Annotated in this window: 20 protein-coding genes; 15 read left to right on the forward strand and 5 right to left on the reverse strand. The window is 60.0% G+C overall.

From position 1 onward, the window contains the following. Window positions 1-50: 50 nt before the first annotated feature. Genes JNM28_07735 through ribD form a run of 7 tightly spaced genes read left to right on the forward strand, consistent with a single transcriptional unit; the run spans window position 51 to window position 5,605 of the window. Complete coding sequence (locus JNM28_07735) at window positions 51-560, forward strand: shikimate kinase (protein ID MBL8068326.1); 510 nt, start codon at window positions 51-53, stop codon at window positions 558-560. Continuing rightward, on the forward strand, window positions 557-1,594 hold the full coding sequence (gene aroB, locus JNM28_07740) for a 3-dehydroquinate synthase (protein MBL8068327.1): 1,038 nt from the start codon (window positions 557-559) through the stop codon (window positions 1,592-1,594). Before JNM28_07735 ends, aroB begins: the two co-directional genes overlap by 4 nt. After that, the gene (locus tag JNM28_07745; GenBank protein MBL8068328.1) at window positions 1,591-1,803 is read left to right on the forward strand and encodes a hypothetical protein; all 213 of its coding nucleotides are present in this window, start codon (window positions 1,591-1,593) and stop codon (window positions 1,801-1,803) included. Before aroB ends, JNM28_07745 begins: the two co-directional genes overlap by 4 nt. Further along, on the forward strand, window positions 1,800-3,566 hold the full coding sequence (locus tag JNM28_07750) for a protein kinase (protein ID MBL8068329.1): 1,767 nt from the start codon (window positions 1,800-1,802) through the stop codon (window positions 3,564-3,566). The genes JNM28_07745 and JNM28_07750 overlap by 4 nt, the downstream gene beginning before the upstream one ends. Continuing rightward, entirely contained in the window at window positions 3,566-4,210 is a 645-nt protein-coding gene (gene rpe, locus JNM28_07755; GenBank protein MBL8068330.1) for a ribulose-phosphate 3-epimerase, read from the forward strand. Before JNM28_07750 ends, rpe begins: the two co-directional genes overlap by 1 nt. After that, on the forward strand, window positions 4,201-4,593 hold the full coding sequence (locus JNM28_07760) for a hypothetical protein (GenBank protein MBL8068331.1): 393 nt from the start codon (window positions 4,201-4,203) through the stop codon (window positions 4,591-4,593). Before rpe ends, JNM28_07760 begins: the two co-directional genes overlap by 10 nt. After that, window positions 4,577-5,605 (forward strand): bifunctional diaminohydroxyphosphoribosylaminopyrimidine deaminase/5-amino-6-(5-phosphoribosylamino)uracil reductase RibD, encoded by a 1,029-nt coding sequence (gene ribD / locus JNM28_07765; GenBank protein ID MBL8068332.1) that lies wholly within the window; start codon window positions 4,577-4,579, stop codon window positions 5,603-5,605. The genes JNM28_07760 and ribD overlap by 17 nt, the downstream gene beginning before the upstream one ends. Before the next feature lie 170 nt (window positions 5,606-5,775). Here ribD and pdxT read toward each other — a convergent pair whose 3' ends face one another. Beyond that, the gene (gene pdxT, locus JNM28_07770) at window positions 5,776-6,348 is read right to left on the reverse strand and encodes a pyridoxal 5'-phosphate synthase glutaminase subunit PdxT (GenBank protein MBL8068333.1); all 573 of its coding nucleotides are present in this window, start codon (window positions 6,346-6,348) and stop codon (window positions 5,776-5,778) included. 57 nt (window positions 6,349-6,405) lie between these two features. On the opposite strand from pdxT, the gene JNM28_07775 reads away from it, so the two are divergent. Together JNM28_07775 and JNM28_07780 are read left to right on the forward strand one after the other, a co-directional pair. Continuing rightward, on the forward strand, window positions 6,406-7,386 hold the full coding sequence (locus JNM28_07775; protein ID MBL8068334.1) for an arginase: 981 nt from the start codon (window positions 6,406-6,408) through the stop codon (window positions 7,384-7,386). Next, window positions 7,338-8,342 carry a KpsF/GutQ family sugar-phosphate isomerase gene (locus JNM28_07780; protein MBL8068335.1) on the forward strand — a complete coding sequence of 335 codons (1,005 nt, stop codon included), beginning with the start codon at window positions 7,338-7,340 and terminating at the stop codon, window positions 8,340-8,342. Before JNM28_07775 ends, JNM28_07780 begins: the two co-directional genes overlap by 49 nt. A gap of 83 nt (window positions 8,343-8,425) precedes the next feature. On the opposite strand, the gene rpmA is transcribed toward JNM28_07780, so the two are convergent. The 3 genes from rpmA to JNM28_07795 form a co-directional block, all read right to left on the reverse strand. Next, window positions 8,426-8,683: a 50S ribosomal protein L27 gene (rpmA, locus tag JNM28_07785; protein MBL8068336.1), complete on the reverse strand. Its 258-nt coding sequence runs from the start codon at window positions 8,681-8,683 to the stop codon at window positions 8,426-8,428. 3 nt (window positions 8,684-8,686) lie between these two features. Further along, entirely contained in the window at window positions 8,687-9,004 is a 318-nt protein-coding gene (gene rplU / locus JNM28_07790) for a 50S ribosomal protein L21 (GenBank protein ID MBL8068337.1), read from the reverse strand. Window positions 9,005-9,141: 137 nt separating this feature from the next. Continuing rightward, complete coding sequence (locus tag JNM28_07795; protein ID MBL8068338.1) at window positions 9,142-10,212, reverse strand: GGDEF domain-containing protein; 1,071 nt, start codon at window positions 10,210-10,212, stop codon at window positions 9,142-9,144. A gap of 42 nt (window positions 10,213-10,254) precedes the next feature. Between JNM28_07795 and JNM28_07800 the strand changes: the two genes are divergently transcribed. Together JNM28_07800 and JNM28_07805 are read left to right on the forward strand one after the other, a co-directional pair. After that, on the forward strand, window positions 10,255-12,153 hold the full coding sequence (locus tag JNM28_07800) for a hypothetical protein (protein ID MBL8068339.1): 1,899 nt from the start codon (window positions 10,255-10,257) through the stop codon (window positions 12,151-12,153). A gap of 365 nt (window positions 12,154-12,518) precedes the next feature. Continuing rightward, a complete protein-coding gene (locus JNM28_07805) occupies window positions 12,519-12,875 on the forward strand; it encodes a 30S ribosomal protein S18 (GenBank protein ID MBL8068340.1) in 357 nt (118 codons plus the stop codon). A gap of 42 nt (window positions 12,876-12,917) precedes the next feature. On the opposite strand, the gene JNM28_07810 is transcribed toward JNM28_07805, so the two are convergent. After that, entirely contained in the window at window positions 12,918-13,847 is a 930-nt protein-coding gene (locus JNM28_07810; GenBank protein ID MBL8068341.1) for a DUF3187 family protein, read from the reverse strand. 111 nt (window positions 13,848-13,958) lie between these two features. Between JNM28_07810 and JNM28_07815 the strand changes: the two genes are divergently transcribed. Genes JNM28_07815 through JNM28_07830 form a run of 4 tightly spaced genes read left to right on the forward strand, consistent with a single transcriptional unit; the run spans window position 13,959 to window position 20,520 of the window. Next, window positions 13,959-14,225, forward strand: a complete 267-nt coding sequence (locus JNM28_07815) for an AbrB/MazE/SpoVT family DNA-binding domain-containing protein (protein MBL8068342.1) — start codon at window positions 13,959-13,961, stop codon at window positions 14,223-14,225. Further along, entirely contained in the window at window positions 14,222-15,544 is a 1,323-nt protein-coding gene (locus JNM28_07820; GenBank protein MBL8068343.1) for a TolC family protein, read from the forward strand. Before JNM28_07815 ends, JNM28_07820 begins: the two co-directional genes overlap by 4 nt. Then, window positions 15,541-17,046: an efflux RND transporter periplasmic adaptor subunit gene (locus JNM28_07825; GenBank protein MBL8068344.1), complete on the forward strand. Its 1,506-nt coding sequence runs from the start codon at window positions 15,541-15,543 to the stop codon at window positions 17,044-17,046. The genes JNM28_07820 and JNM28_07825 overlap by 4 nt, the downstream gene beginning before the upstream one ends. A gap of 9 nt (window positions 17,047-17,055) precedes the next feature. Further along, on the forward strand, window positions 17,056-20,520 hold the full coding sequence (locus tag JNM28_07830; GenBank protein ID MBL8068345.1) for an efflux RND transporter permease subunit: 3,465 nt from the start codon (window positions 17,056-17,058) through the stop codon (window positions 20,518-20,520). The last annotated feature ends 7 nt before the right edge of the window (window positions 20,521-20,527 follow it).

Consider the following 20,527-nt stretch of genomic DNA (forward strand, 5'->3'; position numbering starts at 1 on the left):
GCGGCAGCGGTGGCCAAAGCGGTCGCCGCTGCCTTTTTCTTTCTAACGCCATGGACCAGACTGGAGTCATCCTGATCGGAATGATGGGAAGCGGCAAAAGCACCGTTGGCAATGCCCTTGCCCAGCTCATGGGTATCCCATTCCAAGATACGGACCAACTCCTCGAATTCCGGCTCGGGCGGCCCATCCCCAATCTTTTCCAACTCTACGGCGAAGAAGCTTTTCGGCACCATGAAACCGCCATCTTGCGAGGCTTAGCGCCCGAGCCCAGGGTCTTGGCCACGGGTGGGGGAATCGTCGTCCGGCCGGAAAACTGGATCGAATTCAAACGACTCGGCACCACCGTCTTTCTGGACGTGCCGACCGAGCTTTTGGCCGAGCGGTTGGACCGGTCGAACCGCAAACGCCCTCTTTTGCAAACGGAGAATTGGATCGACAAGTTGGCACACCTTTACGAGAGCCGCCGGCCGCTTTACGAGCAAGCGGATCTCGTGATCAAAATCACCGACGGCCCGATCGAAGAAGTTGCCCAAGTGATTCAAATGAGGCTTACGCAATGATCGAAGTCCCCGGGCCGCCACCGAACGCCGGTTACACGGTCAAGTTCATGCCCCTTGACCAGGTCTTGCCGACCGTCCGCGAAGCCGATGCCATCATCACCGATTCCAACGTGGCCAGGCATTATCCAAAGATCCTGGCGACACCGGCTAAGGGCCATATCGTCTCTGCCGGAGAAGCTTCAAAGTCAGCCAGTAGTTACTTGAAACTGGTCGGCGAACTGCTCGATTCAGGGTTGCGGCGAAACAGCACCGTCATCGCCGTGGGAGGTGGGGTTGTCGGCGACTTGGCCGGTCTGGTGGCAGCAACTGTCCATCGGGGAGTGGCCTTCCGCCAGGTTCCAACCACTTTGTTAGCCATGGTGGATAGTTCCGTTGGGGGCAAAGTGGGAATCGACCTGCCGCAAGGCAAGAACCTCCTGGGAGCCTTCCATAACCCGGTGGAGGTGGATGTGGATCCGCAGTTTTTGCAAACCTTGCCGGCCGAACAGTTCGCCAGCGGCATGGCCGAAGTCATCAAATACGGGTGGATCTGGGATCCGGCGCTCCTCGATGATCTGGGGCGCGACCCACTCGGCCCTGATTCTCCCCAGCTAGAGTTGGTCATCCGGCGGTGCATCGCCATCAAGCGCGATGTCGTCGCGGCTGATTTCTCCGAAAGATCCGGATTGCGTGCCATCCTGAATTTCGGCCATACCGTGGGGCATGCGCTGGAGGCATTGGACGGATATTCCACGTTGCTTCACGGGCCGGCAATTGCCATCGGCATGGTTGCCGAATGCGCCATTGCCCGGCAGGTCGGCCTACCGGCCCCGGAACCGGCAGCAGTGGCCCAATCGTTGACCAACTATGGATTGCCCACAGCACCATCGGGCCCTGTCGACTTGGAGCGGCTATGCTCTCTGATGGCCGGGGACAAAAAGAACATCGGGGATGGGTTGAGCTTCAGCCTGGTGGAAAAACCTGGTGAGTGTAAACTCGTGCATGGAATCGAGCCCGGCGCAGTCCGGGCGGCCTTGGCAGATTTATGGAATTGACCCGATTGGCAGTCGCCTCAATCTCAGGTTTGTTGCTGTGCGGCGGGTACTTGGCTTCGGTCAATGCCTACTTTTCTGGTGACCCGTATTCTTATGCCGCTCGGATCCAAGAATCGCCGGTGCCCATGATGAGCCTCGTGATCTTGGCCGCCGTCGTCATCCTTGGGTTTATCCCAGCAACAAGAGGGGAAGAGGAGGATCCAGAGTGATCGGCCAAATCGTTGGGGGGCGGTACGAACTTGTTGAGGAATACGGCTCCGACCCCGTGTTCGACTTGTACAGAGGAGTCGAAACCGGAACCGACAAAGAGCGGTTCGTGCGTTGCATCCCCGGGTCAGAACCCAGGGGCACCGAATTTGTCCGCCAAATCCATGCGCTCATCCTCAAATCAGGCCAGGTCAACCATCCGGGGGTCGAGCGGTTGGAGGCGGCATTTCAAGAACCGAACGGCTTTTACCTCGTCACTTCGTTCACTCCCGGATCGGTGTTGGAAACCCGGCTCCGCCGGCTTTCTAGCCTGAGCGTGCCGGCCACCGTCTCGGTCGCGATTGAACTGTGCGAAGGGCTCAAGGCCATCCATGCTGCCCAAATCGTCCATGGCGACATCTCGCCCCGGACGGTTCTATCCACCAGCAACGACGGCGCAAAACTTTTGCTCCCCGGATTGTGGAGGGCTTATGCCCAAGATCATAGCCTGGCTCTGGCCGTGCACGGTCAGATGGCCCCTTACCTGGCCCCCGAAGTCACCCGTGGCGACATGCCTACGCCGCAAAGCGACATTTATGCCCTGGGAGTGCTGATGTGGCAAGTCTTGGTCGGCCGGACGCCTTACTATGGGGATTCGCCGGCCATCATCGCCGCCAAGCACGCAAACGACCCCTACCCGCCCCTTAGGAGCGTGGCGGCAACCGTTCCGGTCGCTTTAGACGAGATCGTCAAAAAGTGCATGGACAAAGATCCGCTGCGCCGTTACGGGTCTGCCCAAGATTTGCTCAACGACCTCCGGGCGGTGCAAGATGCGCTCCGGTTTGGCCGCAAAATCAGCTGGCCGATCCAAGGGGCGGTGAGCGAATCTGAGGTTGAAGAAGTGGCACCACAGCTCAATGCCGTCGATGGGCAGCCACAAGAAAGAGCCATGGCGAAGAAGGAGAAGAACAAGTCCAAACGCGAGCGGGAGCCATCGGATGGTGTCCCAATCTGGTTGGCCGGGATTTTTTATGTCGTCGCCGCCATGTTTTTCGTCTTTGTCGGCGGCTGGGTCTTCTTCAATTCCCAAAAACCAAAATTGGTTTCGGTCCCCAACCTGGTCGATATGCAGGTGGAAGCGGCCCGCACCGAGCTCAAGGGGCTTGGACTCAAGCTCCGTGTCGCCGCCGAGCAAGTGAGCGAATCGCATGCCGAGGGCACCATCATCAAAACCGTCCCGGGGCCCGATGAGGACATCCGCGAATGGCAGACCGTGGAAGCGATTGTTTCTAAGGGCTCCAAATTTGTCGCGGTGCCCGATTTCCGAGGGCGGACGGTCGAGGAAGCCAAAAAGCTGGCCGCTGCCATCAACCTCCAAATCAATGATACGGATATCGAGCAGGTGAGGGACAAAGAACTCGACGAGGGCAAAATCGTCTCGCAAATCCCCGAAGCGCGGAAGAAAGTCGAACGCTACACCCGCATCAAGCTCAAAGTCAGCAACGGCGACAAACGGGTTGGTTCCACCCGGAATTCCGAATATCACACGAACCGCATCAATATGGTGATTCCGGCCGATCTGGAAAGCAAAGATGTGGTCGTCCGCATCGACGTCACTGACGACAACGGCACCCGCACGCTGATCGAAACTTTGATGGTGCCGGGCCAAGAAGTCGATGAACGCGTGCGCTGGGTCGGCGACGAGCTGATCGTCCGAATCTTTTTTGACGGAGAACTGGTGAAGCAACTGAACCAAAAACCGGACAAGGAGGAAGAAGGCGGATGATGCCCGCCCACATCTGCCCTTCGATTTTAAGTTGCGACCCTGCCGATTTCCTGAACCCGGTCTCGAAAATGGAAGCGGCCGGGGCCGATTGGATTCACTTGGATGTAATGGATGGTCAGTTCGTTCCGCCCATCACGTTTGGCGCTGACCTGGCCGCCAGCATCGCCCGCCATGTCGGTACCCCCGTTGAAGCCCACCTGATGACCCTCACCCCCGAACGGCACTTCGACGCGTTCATTGCCGCGGGGTGCAAGCGGATCATATTTCATGTTGAAGCGGCCCCCCATGCCCACCGCCTTTGCCAAAATTTGCGCGAAAGGGGCATCTTGGCCGGGGTCGCCATTAATCCCGGAACTCCGGCCTCGGCGTTGGATTCTTTGGCAGCAGAAATTGATCTCGCTCTGGTCATGACGGTCAACCCCGGGTGGGGCGGTCAATCGTTGATCGTGCCGTGCCTTGATAAGGTTCGGGCCATCCGCGCCGCCAACCCGCATCTCCGGATCCAGGTCGATGGCGGGGTGGATGACGCCACCATCCAATCGCTTTGGCGCGCCGGGGCCACCGATTTCGTCGCCGGCAGCTATCTGATGCGCGCCGAATCCATCGCCCATGGGATCAAATCCTTGAGGGAGGGATGCGCCTAAAATCGTTCACCACCGGGCTCATGATCTTCGGATTCGCCCTGCTTTTGGGAATCCCTTTCGTGCTTGCCCGCAAACCGGAGGCTGACGCCCCGAAGCGGGAATTGGCCGTCTTTGCCGCCCTCTTTGGCACCTACATCATGGTCATCTTTGCGGTGGCCATCGGCGCAATCATCTGTGCCATGGTCGTTTTGCGGCAGACCACCAAGAGCCTGAAGGAAGAAGCCGAGAGGAATATGAAGTCGTTTGTGGAAGGGAGCTTGAGCGACCATGAATCCCCCGACTTTTCGATGAAAGACAAACGGGAACCATCCGAAGGCTTCCCAGAAGACCTGCCCGCTAATCCCAAGGATTGGCCGGAAGAGACCGATGCCCCAAACGGCTGACGAGAAGTTCATGGCCCGCGCCATCGAATTGGCGCACCAAGGCTTTCCGGCCCCAAACCCCCGGGTGGGATGCGTGTTGGCCCGGAATGGTGAGGTGGTTGGGGAAGGCTGGCACGGCCATGCCGGAGGCCCCCACGCCGAAGTCGCCGCGATCCAATCAGCACATTCGGCAGAGGGTGCCACGGCCTATGTCACGCTGGAGCCTTGCAACCATACCGGGCGCACGGGACCTTGCTCGCAAGCCTTGATCAGGGCCGGAATCCGGCGCGTCGTTTATGCCGTCCCCGATCCCAACCCGGCGGCCCAGGGCGGCGCAGAATTTCTTTGCCATGCCGGAATCGAGGTCGAAACCGGCATTCTCGCGCCACAAGCGCGGGCCGTTAACCGCCAATTCCTGTTTGCGCATGAAAATCGCCGCCCATTTGTCACGCTTAAGGCGGCGGTCACCAAGGACGGTTACCTGGCACGGCCCGATGGCACAAGCAAATGGATCAGCAGCAAGGAGGCGCGGTTGGACGGCCACCGGCTGAGGGCAGAGCGGGGGAGCGTGCTCGTCGGCAGGGGCACGGTTGAACAAGACGACCCTTTGCTGACCGCCCGGATCCCCGGGGTCGTGAACCAGCCGATCCGCATCGTACTCGACCCCTGGCGCAGGCTCACCGGCAAAGAACGGGTCTTTGACGGTTCGGCCGAGACCATTTGGCTCAACCGGTTTGGCGACCAAGATCTAACGGTCGAAGGGATATTGGATACTCTGTTTGAACGCGGGATCAACGGGGTCTTGGTTGAAGGGGGCGCAGAAACCTTGCGCCGATTCTTTTTGACCGGGATCGGCGAAGAACTGGTTCTCTATGTCGGCAACAAAGAATTCGGCGCGGGGCTCCCATGGCAAAAGGTCTGGGAGGCCGAGGAATGGGGGGTTGCCGGGCGCGAGCCAGATGACCGGACGTGGATTGGCGACACCGAACGGTTGACGTACCGATTGAACCCGGCTGTCCCCCCTGGGCCATGAGGGGAGAAGAGCCCAACTGGGGTCATTGCCGGCGCAACAAGCCCACCATTTGTGGGACCATGGGAACACCATTCCAGGGCCGGAGTCAAAGAAAAACAAGAAAGGATTTTCCTCTCCCCAAAACCCCAAAGCCCGGTCTCTGCGCCCTCGGAGCCGGGCACCAATTTTTTTTAGATGTCCAAGAAATAGCGGTGAAGCCGGGTGTCTTCCGTCAACTCGGGGTGGAAACTGGTTCCCAATAGCCTCCCATGCCGCACGGCGACAACTTGGCCCTCGAATTCCGACATGACCTCCACTCCGGGCCCGCAGCGCGTGACGATCGGGGCCCGGATGAACACCCCTTCAACCGGGTCATCCAGACCCTTAAATGGGATCGACGCCTCAAAGCTGTGGACTTGCGAACCAAAGGCGTTGCGTCGAACTGAAACGTCTAGTAGGCCTAGGGAGAACTGCGCCGAGCCTTCGATTTGTGCAGCTAGCATGATCAGGCCCATGCAAGTCCCCCAGATCGGCATTCCCGCCTGCGCCCGCTGGCAGACCGCCACATCGATTCCCGTATGCCGCATCAGCAGCCCAACTGTCGTGCTTTCGCCGCCGGGGATGATCAGCCGCCCGACCCGATCCAGTTCTTGCGGCGTGCGGATTTCCGACACGTCGCCCGCGGCGCATCCGGCGCGCACCAGGGATTCAGCGTGCTTGGCATAGCTCCCCTGGATTGCGAGGACTCCCACCTTCTCCGGCATCGGCGGGCAGTATACGGGCCACCGGGGATTGGGGGTGAGTCCAAGTAGAATGGCGCGGTGAGCCAGATTTCTTTGCCCGTTGAAGTTTGGGGCGTCCCGTTTGACCTGTGCGGGCGGATTCCGGGTTCGCGGCTCGGCCCGGCCGCGCTCAGGCTCAAGAACGTCGTGGGCACGATTTCGCAGCTGGGATTCCCAACGCGGTCAATGGGAGATGTTGTTCCGCTGGGCTACGACGCGCCGACATCGTACTCTGCCCGGACGGAGGCGGCTCTGGATTGCTACCTGGCGTTGCGCGAGGTCGTCGAGGGGAGCTTGGATCGGGGGGCAATCCCGGTTGTACTCGGTGGCGACCATTCCCTCTCCATGGGGTCGGTATCTGGGGCATTGGCCGCAACGGGGCAAACAGATCTGGCGGTTCTTTGGATTGATGCGCACATGGATCTCAACACGCCATCTACGAGCCCAAGCGGCAACTTGCACGGAATGCCGCTTGCCGCCCTGACGAGGATCCCCCTTTCGGGGGCGACAACCGAGCGAGCAAGCGTGGTTTGGCAACGGATCCTGCAAGACGTCGTGCCCGAACCTGGCCTGAGGCCGCAAAACATCGGTTGGCTCGGGCTCCGGGATGTCGATGAAGGCGAGGTGGCGAACTATAACGGCTTTGGACTGGATTCCGCATGGACGATGCAAGACATCGACCATCTTGGCGTGCCGCACGTGCTCCAGCAGGTCGATGCGTGGCTGCGGCAAACCGGCGCAACGAACCTCTGGATCAGTTTTGACGTGGACGCCCTGGATCCTGTTTTGGCACCTGGCACGGGAACCGCAGTCCGGGGCGGGTTGACATACCGAGAAGGGCACCTACTCGCCGAACTCCTTTACGAACTGGCGTTCCAAGAATCGTCGCCCTACCGGATCGCCGGTGTGGATTTGGTGGAGGTGAACCCGATGGAAGACGTCGGATCCAACACCACCATCGCGGCGGTGGAATGGTTGGGTTCGCTGTTTGGCAAACGCGTGATGGGGGCCACGCGGTGAACGGTTCGATCAGCCGCGTGTTGCGGCAAGAGGCCGAGGCCCTGCTCGCCAAGTCTGCCTCAGTCGAAGCCGAATTTGCGCTGATGGTCGAATGGATTTTGGGTTGCCGGGGGCGGTTGGTGACCTGCGGGATCGGGAAGAGCGGGCACATCGCCGCCAAGGCGGCGGCAACCTTCGCTTCCACCGGGACGCCATCGTTCTTTTTGCATGCGGCCGAAGCCGTCCACGGTGACTTGGGGATGGTGACCGCCCAAGATGTCGTTTTGGCCTACACCTATTCCGGGGAAACCGATGAAGTGGTCCGGCTTTTCCCCAGTTTCCGGGCCACCGGGGCCCGCAGTGCGGTGATGACGGGCCGCCGGGACAGCTCCGCGGCGCGGGTTGCCGATTTGGTATTGGATGTTTCGGTCGAGCGGGAAGCCTGCCCCAACAACCTGGCCCCCACCACATCGACGACTTTGATGCTGGCCATGAGCGATGCCTTGGCCGTTGCGGCAATGGAAGAGCGCGGGTTTGGAAGTGAAGACTTTGCCAAATTCCACCCAGCGGGGGCACTGGGCAAACGGTTGCTGCTCACTGTGCAAGATGTGATGCGCCAGGGAGAAGATTTGGCCTTGACGCCCCCGGAAACGCCCATAGCCGACCTGATGCGAGCGATCACTTCGGCTGGGGCGGGCGGCGCTTGTGTGGTTGGCGCCAAAGGTGAATTGCTAGGGTTCGTTTCGGATGGCGACCTGCGGCGGTGGGTGGTGGCGGGGCACCCGGTCGGCACGGGGTCGGCGAGCGATTTGATGAGTTCGGGCGGCCCAACTTGCGAACCAGGGATGCTAGCGATCGATGCGTTGGAGGCGTTCCAAAACTACCCCAAAAAGATCGGCGAGATGCCGGTGGTGGACAGTGGAAGAGTTGTCGGGCTGCTGGTCCTCAAAGACCTCTTGCGGAGCGGCATCGTTTAACCCCGTCCCGGTGGGATATGGTTCTAAAACAAAGATGCGGGGAGGCCATGGCCTCCCCGCATTTTTTAGATGACCAAAAGACGTTACGCCTGGTCGGCGTAGACGCTGACTCGGCGGCGGTCTTTCGGGCCTTCGAATTTCACTTGGCCGTCGATGAGGGCGAACAGGGTGTGGTCGTTGCCCATGCCGACGTTGGCGCCTTTGTGGAACTTGGTGCCGCGCTGGCGGACGATGATCATGCCCGGCTTGACGACTTCGCCGCCAAAGCGCTTGACGCCCAAGCGGTTGGAGTTGGAATCGCGGCCGTTCTTGGACGAGCCTTGACCTTTCTTATGTGCCATCTGTTATTTGCCTCCGTTAACTGCGGTGATGCGCAGGGTGGTTTGCGGTTGCCGGTGGCCCCAGCGTTTGCGGACATTCTTTTTAGGTTTGTAGTTGAACGCCTCGATCTTCTTGGCTTTGCCTTGCCGGACGATCGTCGCGGTGACTTTTGCCCCCTTGACGAACGGGCTGCCCACGGTGACTTTGTCCCCGTCGCACAACATCACGACTTCTGACAGCTCGACCGTATCGCCCGCTTCGCCTTCCAGCTTTTCGACGACGATGGTCTCATCTTTGGCAGCCTTGAACTGCTTTCCACCCGTTTTGACAATTGCGTACATGGTCCGAATCCTTTAGGGCCAAAACGCCCCAAACACGAAGTCGCGGAGGGAAATTATGGCAGGCCCACCGCCAGTGAGGCAAGGGATGTCGGGTCTTGGCAACGAGATCGGGTCCTTTTGGGCCATTTGCCGCCTGCCTACGCCGCGCGAAGCTGCTCAGCGGGGATTTTTTCCGGGCCAGAAACCTGATTCCGTCCATTGTGCTTGCTGGCGTAGAGCGCCATGTCGGCCACCTTGAGCAGCCTTTCTGGCGTCGAGCCGTCCCGCGGCCCGCTCGCATACCCAAGCGAGGCGGTGATCGCCTTCGGCTCTCCGCCTGGGGGGGTGAACACCACTTTCCGGATGTGGTCCAGCGCCGACTGGGCAACGATGTCCGTGAGTTGCGCATCGGCATCCGGGAGGATCAGCGTGAACTCTTCGCCGCCGTAGCGGGCGGCCATCCCCTTTTCCCCGACGGCTCGGTGGAGGGCCCTGGCCACGTTCACCAGCACCTCGTCGCCGGCATCGTGGCCATAAGTTTCGTTGAACTGCCGAAAATGGTCGACGTCCACCATCACCACCCCGACCCGGTTCCGGTGGAGCTTGATGTCTGCACACTGGTCGGCCAAAAACTCTTGCAACGTCCGGTGATTGCAGAGCCCTGTGAGCGGGTCGGTCGTCGCCTGGGATTCCGTGCTCTCGAACATGAGGGCGGAATCCAACACAAGCGCAAGTTGTTCGCCGATGGTCAGGTGCAGCTCCCGTTCCAGAAGGAAGGATTCCATTTCGCGGCCAGCAAACAGTTCGAGATACCCGAGTTTGTGGTTGCCAACTTGCAAAGGGATCAGCGCGCGGAAGCACGCTTCCCACACCTCCCAGGTCGCCAAGTTCGAATCGGCTTCAAGCTGGCCGTGAATTGGGATGTTGTGCCGGCCGGGGCGGTCTTGGGCCGTTGCGATCGGGACCAGTTTGTTGTTTTGGCGGAGCCAAACCCTCACCATGACCAAGTTCATCGCTCCGCGGATCGAATGCGCCGCCTGGATGACCGATGGTCCAACGCTGTGGTGCAGCCGGAAGGCGGTTCCGATCCGCTTGAGGACCGTGGCTTCCCGTTCTGCGGATTCCAATTGGGTGATTTTCTCGACGATCCGGGCCCGGAGTTCTGCTTCTTGCGGCGAATCGATGGGGTGCATCCGCCAAACTAAAATCGTGTCGATGAGCCTTTCCACAATTGCCGCCTTTCCCAATCTTCGGCGGAGGGGCCCCAAGCCTTGAGGCAGGTCCAGAACGAAATCCCTCTGCGGAGCGTCAGCAAGTCAGTGAACCGCGAGAGTTGGATCCGATCGGCAGCTTATGCCCTGGCCTTCATCGCCATTGGCATCATCTTGGGATGCGGCGGTGGCGGGGGCGGGGCTACCTCTAGCTTTGGGCGCGCCCCCGGGCAGTGCCCGGTCTCCACCGTTTTCGGCAGTGTCCAATACAACACGGTCTGGGGGTCTGCGCCGGCCGGCGCAAGCCAAGTCATCCGACTCATCGATGGCGACGGGTTCACTGTCCGTTCCGATTCGGTCAACCGGTCTGGCGCGCTGACCAGCTCGATCAGCATGACCAACGTCACGGCGGGCACTTTGATTCTCAAAGCGACCATTTACAGTGCTGCCAATGCGTCGGGGACTGTCCTTGGCGAATCCAGCCAGATCGTCGACCTTTGCGCCGCAAGCCCGGGTGCCACCGCCGCAACCGCCCAGACCCAATATGGGGTTGCCCCAACCTCTCTCGGGGTCAACCCGACGCCCTTTTCGATGCCCCAGGGAGCCCTTGCCCAATTTGTGGCGACCGGATGGTCTGGCCAAAGCGCCGTGTTCTTGCCCGTTTCGGATATCACCTGGTCCGTGGGTAGCGGCATCGGAACTGTTTCGGCGGCGGGCAAATTCACCGCCGCCTCTGTCGGGAACGGGACGGTTGTCGCCCAATCGGCCAGCACCTCGCTCAGCGGGGCGGCATCGGTCGATGTGACTCCAACAACCACGCAGCGCACCAAGTGGACCATTTTGGTTTACCTGAACGCCGCCAACGACCTTTACACTTACAGCACCCTGAACATGAACCAAATGGAGCAGGTGGCGGGCAATCCCGATGTGCGGTTCGTGGTGCAATGGAAGCAGTCGAAGAGCGCCTTTGCCGGATCGTCTTTTGACGGGGTTCGGCGCTATTTGGTCAAGCCCGATAACACCTCCGCCATCGCGAGCACGGTCGTTCAGAACAACCTGACGGACTCCTTTGGTAATGCCTTGGATATGGGCAACCCCCAAACACTCAAAGACTTTCTTGATTGGGGTGTGGCCAACTATCCGGCCGACCGCTATTGCGTTATCCTTTGGAACCACGGCAACGGGTGGAAGCGCTCGGGCGACGACGACCAAGGCCGGGCGTTCAGCTACGACGACCAATATGGGACGTCGATCAAAAGTTGGCAGACCGACCAGGCCCTGGCGGGACACCACTTCGATATCATCGCCTGGGATGCAAGCCTGATGCAAATGATGGAAGTCGCCTATGAAGTCAGGAACTTTGCCGATTACGTGGTTGGGAGCGAAGAAAGCCCGCCGGGCGAAGGGTATCCCTACCACCTGATCTTCGACAATTTTGCCGCCAACCCGACCGCCCCGACCGCGACCCTGGCGGATGCCTTTGTCCAGGGGATGCAGGAGCAATCCCAACCCGGCGGGCTGTATGAATTCCGGAAGATCACGCAAAGCGTTTTGGAATCGAGCAAGCTTGGGGCGGTCGCAACGGCCCTGGGAACTCTCTCCCAAGAACTCCAAAATGCTCAACCCGCCACCGCAGCGCAAATCCAGGCGATCCGGAACAACGCGCAGAGCTATTCACCGACCCCCAGCCGGGTCTATCGCGACATCGTCGACGTCTGCCTGCGCATCGAAGCGGATCTGACGTTCCCGTCTTCGGTGCGGACGGCTAGTGCCAATGTCCGGGCGGCCATCGCGCAGGCGATAGTCAGCGAATACCACAACGGACAATCGCCCAACAGCCATGGGCTCGCCATCGATTTTTCGAGCGCGGGAGCCTTTGCCGCCTACAAGACCGATTACCAGCAGCTGCACTTTTCCCAAGACACCGATTGGGACGACTGGCTGAGCGTCGCGCCATAAAAAATTCGGGGCCGGCTGGGAAGGCCGGCCCTTGGGCTGGAGGGTTGCTCTGACCAGAAGAGGAGGGCGTCTCCCTGGTCGTTGGGCTGTCTGGCTGCCCCTCCCTGCGGAGGGGTTATCTCTTGTATTCCCGGAGATCGCCAGCCGCAATGCCCTCACCAATGCGGGGGAAGCGCAATTCGGGGGATTTTGCCGGCGCATTCTTGCTGGCTGGCAATTTGAACCGGCGGGTCCCGACCGGAAATTGCCGCCCGCTATGGCATAATAGGCGTTCGCCCCCCGCCATGTGGGGGAGAAAGACCAATCCCATGAGTGAATTCGAACAGGACAATTTTGACGGCGCCGCAGACAAGATGGCTGTGGATATGTCGGAAGGCCGGAGTGACGGCCGCGCGCGCCCCCGCCGGCGCCGCAAGGTCAGCTACCTGACGCTGAACAAGATCGAATCGGTCGACTATAAAGACATCGCCACCCTGCAACGGTTTGTCAGCGAACGCGGCAAGATCCTGCCTTCGAGGCAAACCGGGAACACGGCCAAGCAACAACGCATGATCTCGAACGCAATCAAAAGCGCCCGAGAAATGGCGCTCCTGCCGTTCGTCGTGCGGGACGCAGTCGACGCCGGGCCTCGCCGCCGGACCATGGGTGAGGGCCGGGAAGGGCGCGAGGGCCGGGAAGGCCGCGAAGATCGCGCACCGCGCAACGAAGAATCGGGCGAATAATTCCGGTTGCGGCATGTGATGAGGGCAACCGGCCGGTTGCCCTCATCTTTTTTGGGTGAACCGGATGCCAATTGTGAAATCGGCCCCGACATTGACGTTTTGATTGAGGTTCAACTGGCCGATATCGCCGTCCTCGCTGACCCAGAACGTCCACACGCCCTCCTTGACCGCCTTTGAGTAGGCGAGCGTGATAATCCGGTTGGTTTGATCCAGATACGGCTGCCGGTTGTCGATTGGGGAGCCTTCGGCCGAGAGTTGCAGCACGAATGACTGGCGTTCCCACGGCTCATAGGCCAGAGCCAAGGTGTAAACCGGTGCCCATGGCCTTGTCCGGGACCACAGGGTGCTAGGAGACTGATAAACCACCCCGGCATGTGCGGTGAACGAATATGCTGGCCAAAAGCGCCATGTGTTTTCTGCACTCAAGGCCAGGTCAACGCCCCCGCTGCCAAAGAGGTAACTGGGATTCCCGGTCGGGAGTTTGAGGCTGAGCCGGGGTTGGCCCGGAACGCGGAAGGAATATTCGAACTTGAGGTCCCCGATCCCGGTGCCTGATGAGATTGGCGTGCCATCTGCAAGTCGGTAGAAAAACCTCCCTCGTGGAGCCGATTCCTGGCCCGGAACCGTGTGGTGGGCCACCGACCGGTGCCACCAGGCGATGAAGGGATCCATCACGCCCCCGCCGCTATTGATGAGGGGTAGCGTGACCGCCCACTCGCCGCCAGGCACCCCGAACCGGCGGGTGAACACCAACCGCCAGAACTCTGCGTCCTCTTGCGCTGTAAAGGCGGATCTGAATTCGTTCTCTACCAAGAGGATCCATTCGCTGCGGGCGACGCCATCCCCAAGCAACGGCCCCGAGGGGGTGGGACGCAAGTAGGCTTGGTTGATCCCCCGGGTGTTCTGGATGGGCAGAACAAGATCCGGCCCGCCATCTTGCGGAATTGGTGCAACGGTTGCCGTGGGAAACATCGTATTGCCATTGTAGTGGGCCCCGAGCTCAGGCTGCTACGGTTACGATAACATTATTTTCGACGGGAGGGCCTACTGTGTGAAAAATATGATATATAGACTCCGCAAGCAATGGGGGCGAACTTCGACGAGTGCTTTTATGGGTCGGTGACGGTTGGCGAACGCGGCCAAATTGTCATCCCGGCCGGAGCAAGGGCTGAATTGGGGATCCATCCTGGCGACAAATTGTTGGTGATGCGTGACCCCGTCCACCCCGGGCTTGTGGTTTGCTCTTTTAGCGTGATGAACGAATTCCTTGAGGACATCAAGGTGAAATTGGCGCGGCTGGAATCGGAATCGGTACCGGTTGTCGCGCCGGAGGAAGGTGAGGAACGATGATCGGTCTGTATCTGGGAATCGCGGTCAGTTTGGCGGGTGCGCAACAAAAGCCCGAGCTGACCCTTGACGAAGCGCTCGCGATTGCCGGCCAAGACGCCTTTGCGATCCGGCTGGCCCAAAGCGACATTGCCGAAGCCAAGGCGAACAAGATGGTGGCCGACGCCGCGCTTGGTCCGACCGCCACATTGAGCGGAACTTCCTTTTGGTCGGAGGCCCACACGCCGGGCGGATTTGGCCAAAACGGCCAGAACACGTCCAACTCAATCAGCCTTTCGGTCAGGCAGATCATCGACATCTCGAAAGTCAACACCTTGCGCGCGGATGCCTCCGGAATCGGGGTGAAAATTAGCGAATACGCCAAGCAGACCGCTCTCAACGATCTGCGAGCCCAGGTGAAGTCCAAGTTCTTTGCCGCTTTGCAAGCCAAGGAATTGGTGCAGATCCGGACTTCGGCAGTAGCGGCAGCAAAAGAAAGGTTGGACAAGGCGCAGATCCGATTCGACAACAAGGCCATCCCCAAATTCGATGTGTTGCGATTGCAGGCCGACCTCAAAAAGGCAGAACAAGACCTGGTTCAGGCCAAGGGCGGGTTCGAAGTAGCGAAACAGGATCTCAACAATCTTCTGGCCCGGCCAGTCGACACCGACTACGACCCGGTCGCCACGACCGAGTTTGAGAGCGGGCTCGAGGACATTTCTGTCTACGTGCGCGGTTCTCTGGCCAACCGGCCAGAATTGCTCCAGGCCGAGGCGGTCGTGATTTCGCTCACAAAGATCAGGGAGGCAGAACAACGGGCCGCCCTGCCAACACTCACGTTGCAGGCTGGGCACACGCAGACGATCGACCCCGGATTCGGCCAGCCGGAAAGCCAAACCACCGCGAGCGCGACCCTTTCCGTCCCCATCGTCACCGGGGGGGCCGTCCGAGCCAATACGCAAAGGGCTCGGGAGCAAGAAGAGCGGGCAAAAATCCTGCTCCAACAGGCGCAGCTCGGCGTGGCATTTGAAGTCCGCATCGCCGTGACCCAATTTGAAACGGCCCTTGCCGCTTATGCCACCGCGGTCGAAAACCGCAACTTGGCAGAAGAAGCCTTGCGGCTCGCCCAACTGAGGTACGACGAAGAAGTCGGCATCCTTTTGGATGTCATCACCTCGCAGGCCGACCTGACGGCGGCCGAAGCCTCCCAAGCGACGGCGGCTTTCCAGCTCCGGGCGGCTTACGCTTCCCTGCAAAGGGCCGTTGGAACCGATGACTTGAAGAACCTGCCACCGCCACCGGCCAGCCCGGCCGCGCAACCTGCCGGGGAGGTGGGTCAATGAAAAAATCCCTTTTGATCGGATTTGCTTTCCTTGCCTTCCTCGCCATTGGCGGATGTGTGGACCGGCAAGGCCAGCAACAGGCCAAGAAGGTTGAAGAGATTGTCACCGACCCTTCGGTTCCGGTCGAGGTTTTGACGGTTGCGGAGACGACCGTTGCCCGCACCCTCGAACTCACGGGCCAGGTGGTGACCGACGACGACGTCCAGATTTCCGTCAAGGCTCCCGGGAGGCTTGCCGCGGTCTATGTTCGGGAAGGCTCAACAGTCTCTGCTGGGCAGGTTGTTGCCGTCCAGGAAGGTCGCGAAGCTCAAGCCCGGCTCAGCCAAGCCCTGGCCAACCAATCGGCGGCTTCCGCATCCCTCCGGCAAGCCCAGCGTGACGCCCAGGTGGCCCCCGAACGGAGCTCTGCCGCCGTCCGCGCCAGCGAGGCAAGGGTGCGGTCTGCCCAAGCTGCTTTGGACAAAGCGATCGCCGGAGCCAGGTCAGAAGAAAAGGCGCAAGCCAAATCTAACGTCGACCGGGCCAAAAGCGACTTGGAATTGGCCCGAAAAACCTTGGAGCGGTCCAAACGGCTGGAGAAAGAGGGGGCGATCTCGACCGCCCAGCTGGAAGCAGACCAGAACCGGTTCGACAATGCCCAGGCCGCCTACACCAATGCCGTTGAACAGTACAACTTGATTTTGGAGGCGACAAGGCCGGAAGACATCACCCAAGCCAAGGAAGCCCTCCGCCAGGCCCAGGAACAACTACGGCTAGACAAAGCCAACCAAAAGCTGGATCCTGCCTCCCAAGACCGGGTTGATGCGGCCCGCGCCCAACTCGATGCCGCCCGCGATTCCGTTCGGCTAGCGCAGATCGCCATCGAAGACCTCACCATCCGCGCTCCGATGTCCGGAAAAGTCAGTGGGAAGCCGCTCTTGGCCGGGACGCTGGTTTCGCCCGGGGTGCCGATTGCAAGGTTGATCGGAACAAACGGCATATTCTTTGAAGCCGAGGTTCCCGAGCGCGACATCGCGCAGATCCAACCGGGGATGCCCGTCGCGGCGGCCATCGACGCGCTGGGGGATATCGCGCTCAGCGGGAAGGTCGTTTCGGTCAGCCCGCTGGCCAGCAATCTGGGCCGGCTCTTCACGGTTAGGGTTTCCATCGAAGAATCCGCCGGACGCGTTAAACCCGGGATGTTCGTCCGGGGAAGCCTGCAGCTCGGCATGATCAAAGACGTCGCCGTCTTGCCTTCCACGGTGCTTGTCCGGGACGGCGAATCCACGAGTGTCTATCTGGTCAAAGATGAAGTCAAGGATGGGAAGTCGGCGCTCGTCGCCCACAAAACCCAAATTGAACTGGTGAAGATCGACAAGGGGTCGGCGGTCGTGACCGGCCTCAACACGGGAGACAGGGTTGTCTCGGTCGGGCTCGGCACCATTTTTAACGGGGCCAATGTCGTTATTAACGAAAGCAGTCCCGTCAAGGAACCGGCAAGCGACAAACAAGAAGGCAGATAACGGATGGGCTTGACCAAGACCGCAATCACGCGGCCGATCTTCATTTTCATGTTGATGCTGGCCGCGGTCATGATGGGATGGATCGCTTACAACAGCATGCGGGTCGAGCTCAACCCGGATGTCAACTTTGGCGTGGTCACCATTTCCACGGTTTACCCGGGGGCGGGACCGGACGAAACGAACTCGCTCATCTCCAAGAAAATCGAGGATGCGGTCACCGGAATCGCCAACGTCAGGGAAGTGACCTCCTCCAGCCAAGAAGGGGTTTCGGTGGTCGTTGTTAACTTCGAGATCGGGTCCGATATGAACGTCGCGCTCAACGACGTTCGGACCAAGGTGGACTCGGTTTTGGGGGAATTGCCCCGGGATGCCGAGCGCCCCGTTGTCGACAAGCTTGACACGGGCAGCGACCCAGTCCTCACCTTGGCTCTCAAGAGCGACTCGCTCAGCAACCGCCAGCTCCGCGACCTTGCCGATAACACGCTGAAAGACCGACTCGCCCGGACAAAAGGGGTTGCGGCAATCACGGTGCTTGGAGGTGAGGAACGGGAACTTCAAGTGCAATTAAAGCGCGATGCCCTCCTCCGCTATGGGGTCGGCGTGGCCGATGTCCAAGCGGCCGTGGCCGGGGCCGCCCTCAACATTCCGGCGGGGCGCATCCTCAGCGGCCAAGAGGAGTATTCCGTCCGCGTCCTTGGTGAGTTCAATTCGGTGGAAGAGCTCGCCGACATGTACCTGACGATCAGCGACCAGCAAGATCCCGGGAACAACAAAACTGTCCGTTTAGGCGACATCGCAACCGTCACCGACAGCAATATCGAGCGTCGACAAACGAGCCGGGTCGACGGCAAAGATTCGGTCGTCCTCATCATCCAAAAGTCGCAGCAAGGCAACGCGGTCGAAATCAGCAAGGCCATCGCCCGGCCCAACGACCTCTACCTGGACGCAAACAAAAAGCCAATCAGCCTGCTCGACCAACTTGGGAAGCAATACGGCGTCAGCTTCACCATTACCCAAGACACGTCCAAAACCATTGAAGAGAGCCTCCTCGACCTGAACATCGCCATCTTCTTCGGCATCTTTCTGGTTGGTGCGGTCATCTGGCTCTTTTTGCATAATTTGCGGGGAACCCTGATCGTTAGCATCGCGATCCCGGTGTGTTTGTTTGCAACCCTCATTGCGCTGTGGGTGTTCGGATTCACGATCAACAACCTCTCGATGCTGGCTTTGAGTTTGGCGATCGGGGTTTTGGTCGACGACTCGATCGTCGTCATCGAAAACGTGTACCGCCACCTCAAGATGGGAGAGAGCCCCGTCGAGGCGGCGATCAACGGCCGCGCCGAAATCGGCTTGGCGGCCATCGCAATCACCATGGCCGACGTCGTTGTTTTCTTGCCCATCGGCTTCATGGGCGGGATCGTCGGGCAGTTCTTCCGCCCTCTCGGCATTGGCTATGCGATCGCGGTCATGTTCTCGCTGTTCGTCTCGTTCACCGTTACGCCGATGCTGGCCGCCCGCTGGTACCGGCAAGGCGAGAACTGGGAAGAACCGAACGGCCGGTTTGCCGCTTGGTTTGAGCATTCGTTCGAGCGGTTTGCGGAGTCTTACCGGCGGGTTCTCCGGTTCAGCCTCAACCACAAGTGGTACTTCTTTGGCGGTGGGTTCGCCGTACTGATCGCGACGTTCAATTTCATTGGCGGTGGGTTTGCCCCCACGCCGGCAGCGGCCTTCCAAAGTAGTACGCGCATCATCACCATGGTGTCGGTGCTTGGTTTGTTGATCTTCGCCGGGAACTGGGTTGCAACCAAGAAACCGAAATTCTCGATATTGCTCGGGATCGCCGGTTTTGTCGCCCTCTTCGTTGCCGCCCCGTTGATCGGCCAGGTGTTCGGAGCCTGGAAGAAGGAATCGGTCTTCAAGTTCCAATTCGCACCGGAGAGCGATGGCGGCCAAGTGCAGATCAACGTCGAACTCCCGGCCGGGTCTTCGCTGGAGCGCACCCAGGAAAAGGTTGCCGAGATCGAAAAAATCGTTATGGCCCACCCTCAGGTTGAGTTCACGGTCAGCCAACTTGGCCGACAATCCTCAGGATTCGCCGCCGGGGTCAGCGGCACGCAATATGCGCAGATCACGGCGACGCTGAGGGAGAAAGAGGCGCTGCTGGACAAAATGATGCCTTGGGTCAAGCACGAGGGCAAACAACGCCCCATTTCGGTGACCGCCCAAGACGTTGTTGCCGACCTCATCCCCCAAGTCGGTCGGATCCCGGGGGCCAAGGTCAATGTGACGGCGGCGGGTGGGTTTGGGTTTGGTGCGGCCATCCAGCTGGCGCTCAAATCTAACGACCGGGTTCTGCTCCAGCAAACCGCGCAAAAGATCCGTGACGGCTTGGCGGGTGGGGCGATCCCCGGGGTCATCTCGCCAGAAACCTCCAGCAAGCCGGGTAAGCCCGAGCTCAGGGCGGTGCCCGACCGGGCCAGGATGGCTGCGGCCAACGTTTCTGTCCAGCAGCTCGGCGGGGCCATCCGCACCCTTTACGAAGGAGACAACACCGCCAAGTTCCGGGTGAACGGGCAGGAGTACGACATCCGCGTCATGCTTGACTTACAAGACCGGAACAACCCTGAACTCCTGGGATCCATTCCCGTGACCTTCAAGCAGGGCAACCCGATCTTCCTCAGCGAAGTCGCCAACATCACCGAAGGCAAGAGCGTCGACAAAGTCGAACGGCGCGACCGGGAAGAGGTCATCCAGGTCAATGCCGAATTGCTCCCCGGATATGCGGCGGGATCCGTCCAAGCCCAGATCGATACCTGGATCGCCAAAGAAAAACTGCTCCCAGACGGCGTTTCCGTGCGCGCCTTGGGCCAGGCCGACGCCCAACAACGGGAAACCGTTTACCTGTTCGGTGCCCTCGGGCTCGGGCTCGTCTTGGTCTATATGATCTTGGCGTCCCTGTTCAACAACATCCTCTACCCGTTCATCATCCAGCTCGCTCAGCCGCAAGCGATGGTGGGGGCGTTGCTGGCCCTGGTCATCACGGATAAGGCATTGAACATCGTCGGGTTTATCGGGATCATCGCCCTGGTCGGGCTCGTCGGCAAAAACGCCATCCTTTTGGTGGACTATGCCAATACGTTGCGCTCAAGGGGAGTGGATCGGTTTGAAGCCTTGGTGGAATCAGGCGGAACCCGTATCCGGCCGATCATGATGACGACGATCGCTTTGGTGGCAGGGATGCTGCCGGTAGCTTTGGCCATTGGGCGCGGATCCGAGTTCCGGGAGACCATTGGGATCACGATCATTGGGGGGACGCTGCTTTCAACGTTCCTCACCCTTTTGGTTATCCCTTGCTCCTATTTGATCTTTGACGAATTCTCCGACCGGCTGGGCCGGTTCACCAACCGTTTGACGGGTCGAACCCAATCCCCAGTTCCAGAAGATTTGGGGGGGTCGGAATTCGACCTCGGTTGATCCGAAC

The sequence above is a fragment of the Armatimonadota bacterium genome (assembly GCA_016789105.1).
In the GTDB taxonomy this organism is placed as follows: Bacteria; Armatimonadota; Fimbriimonadia; order Fimbriimonadales; family Fimbriimonadaceae; genus UphvI-Ar2.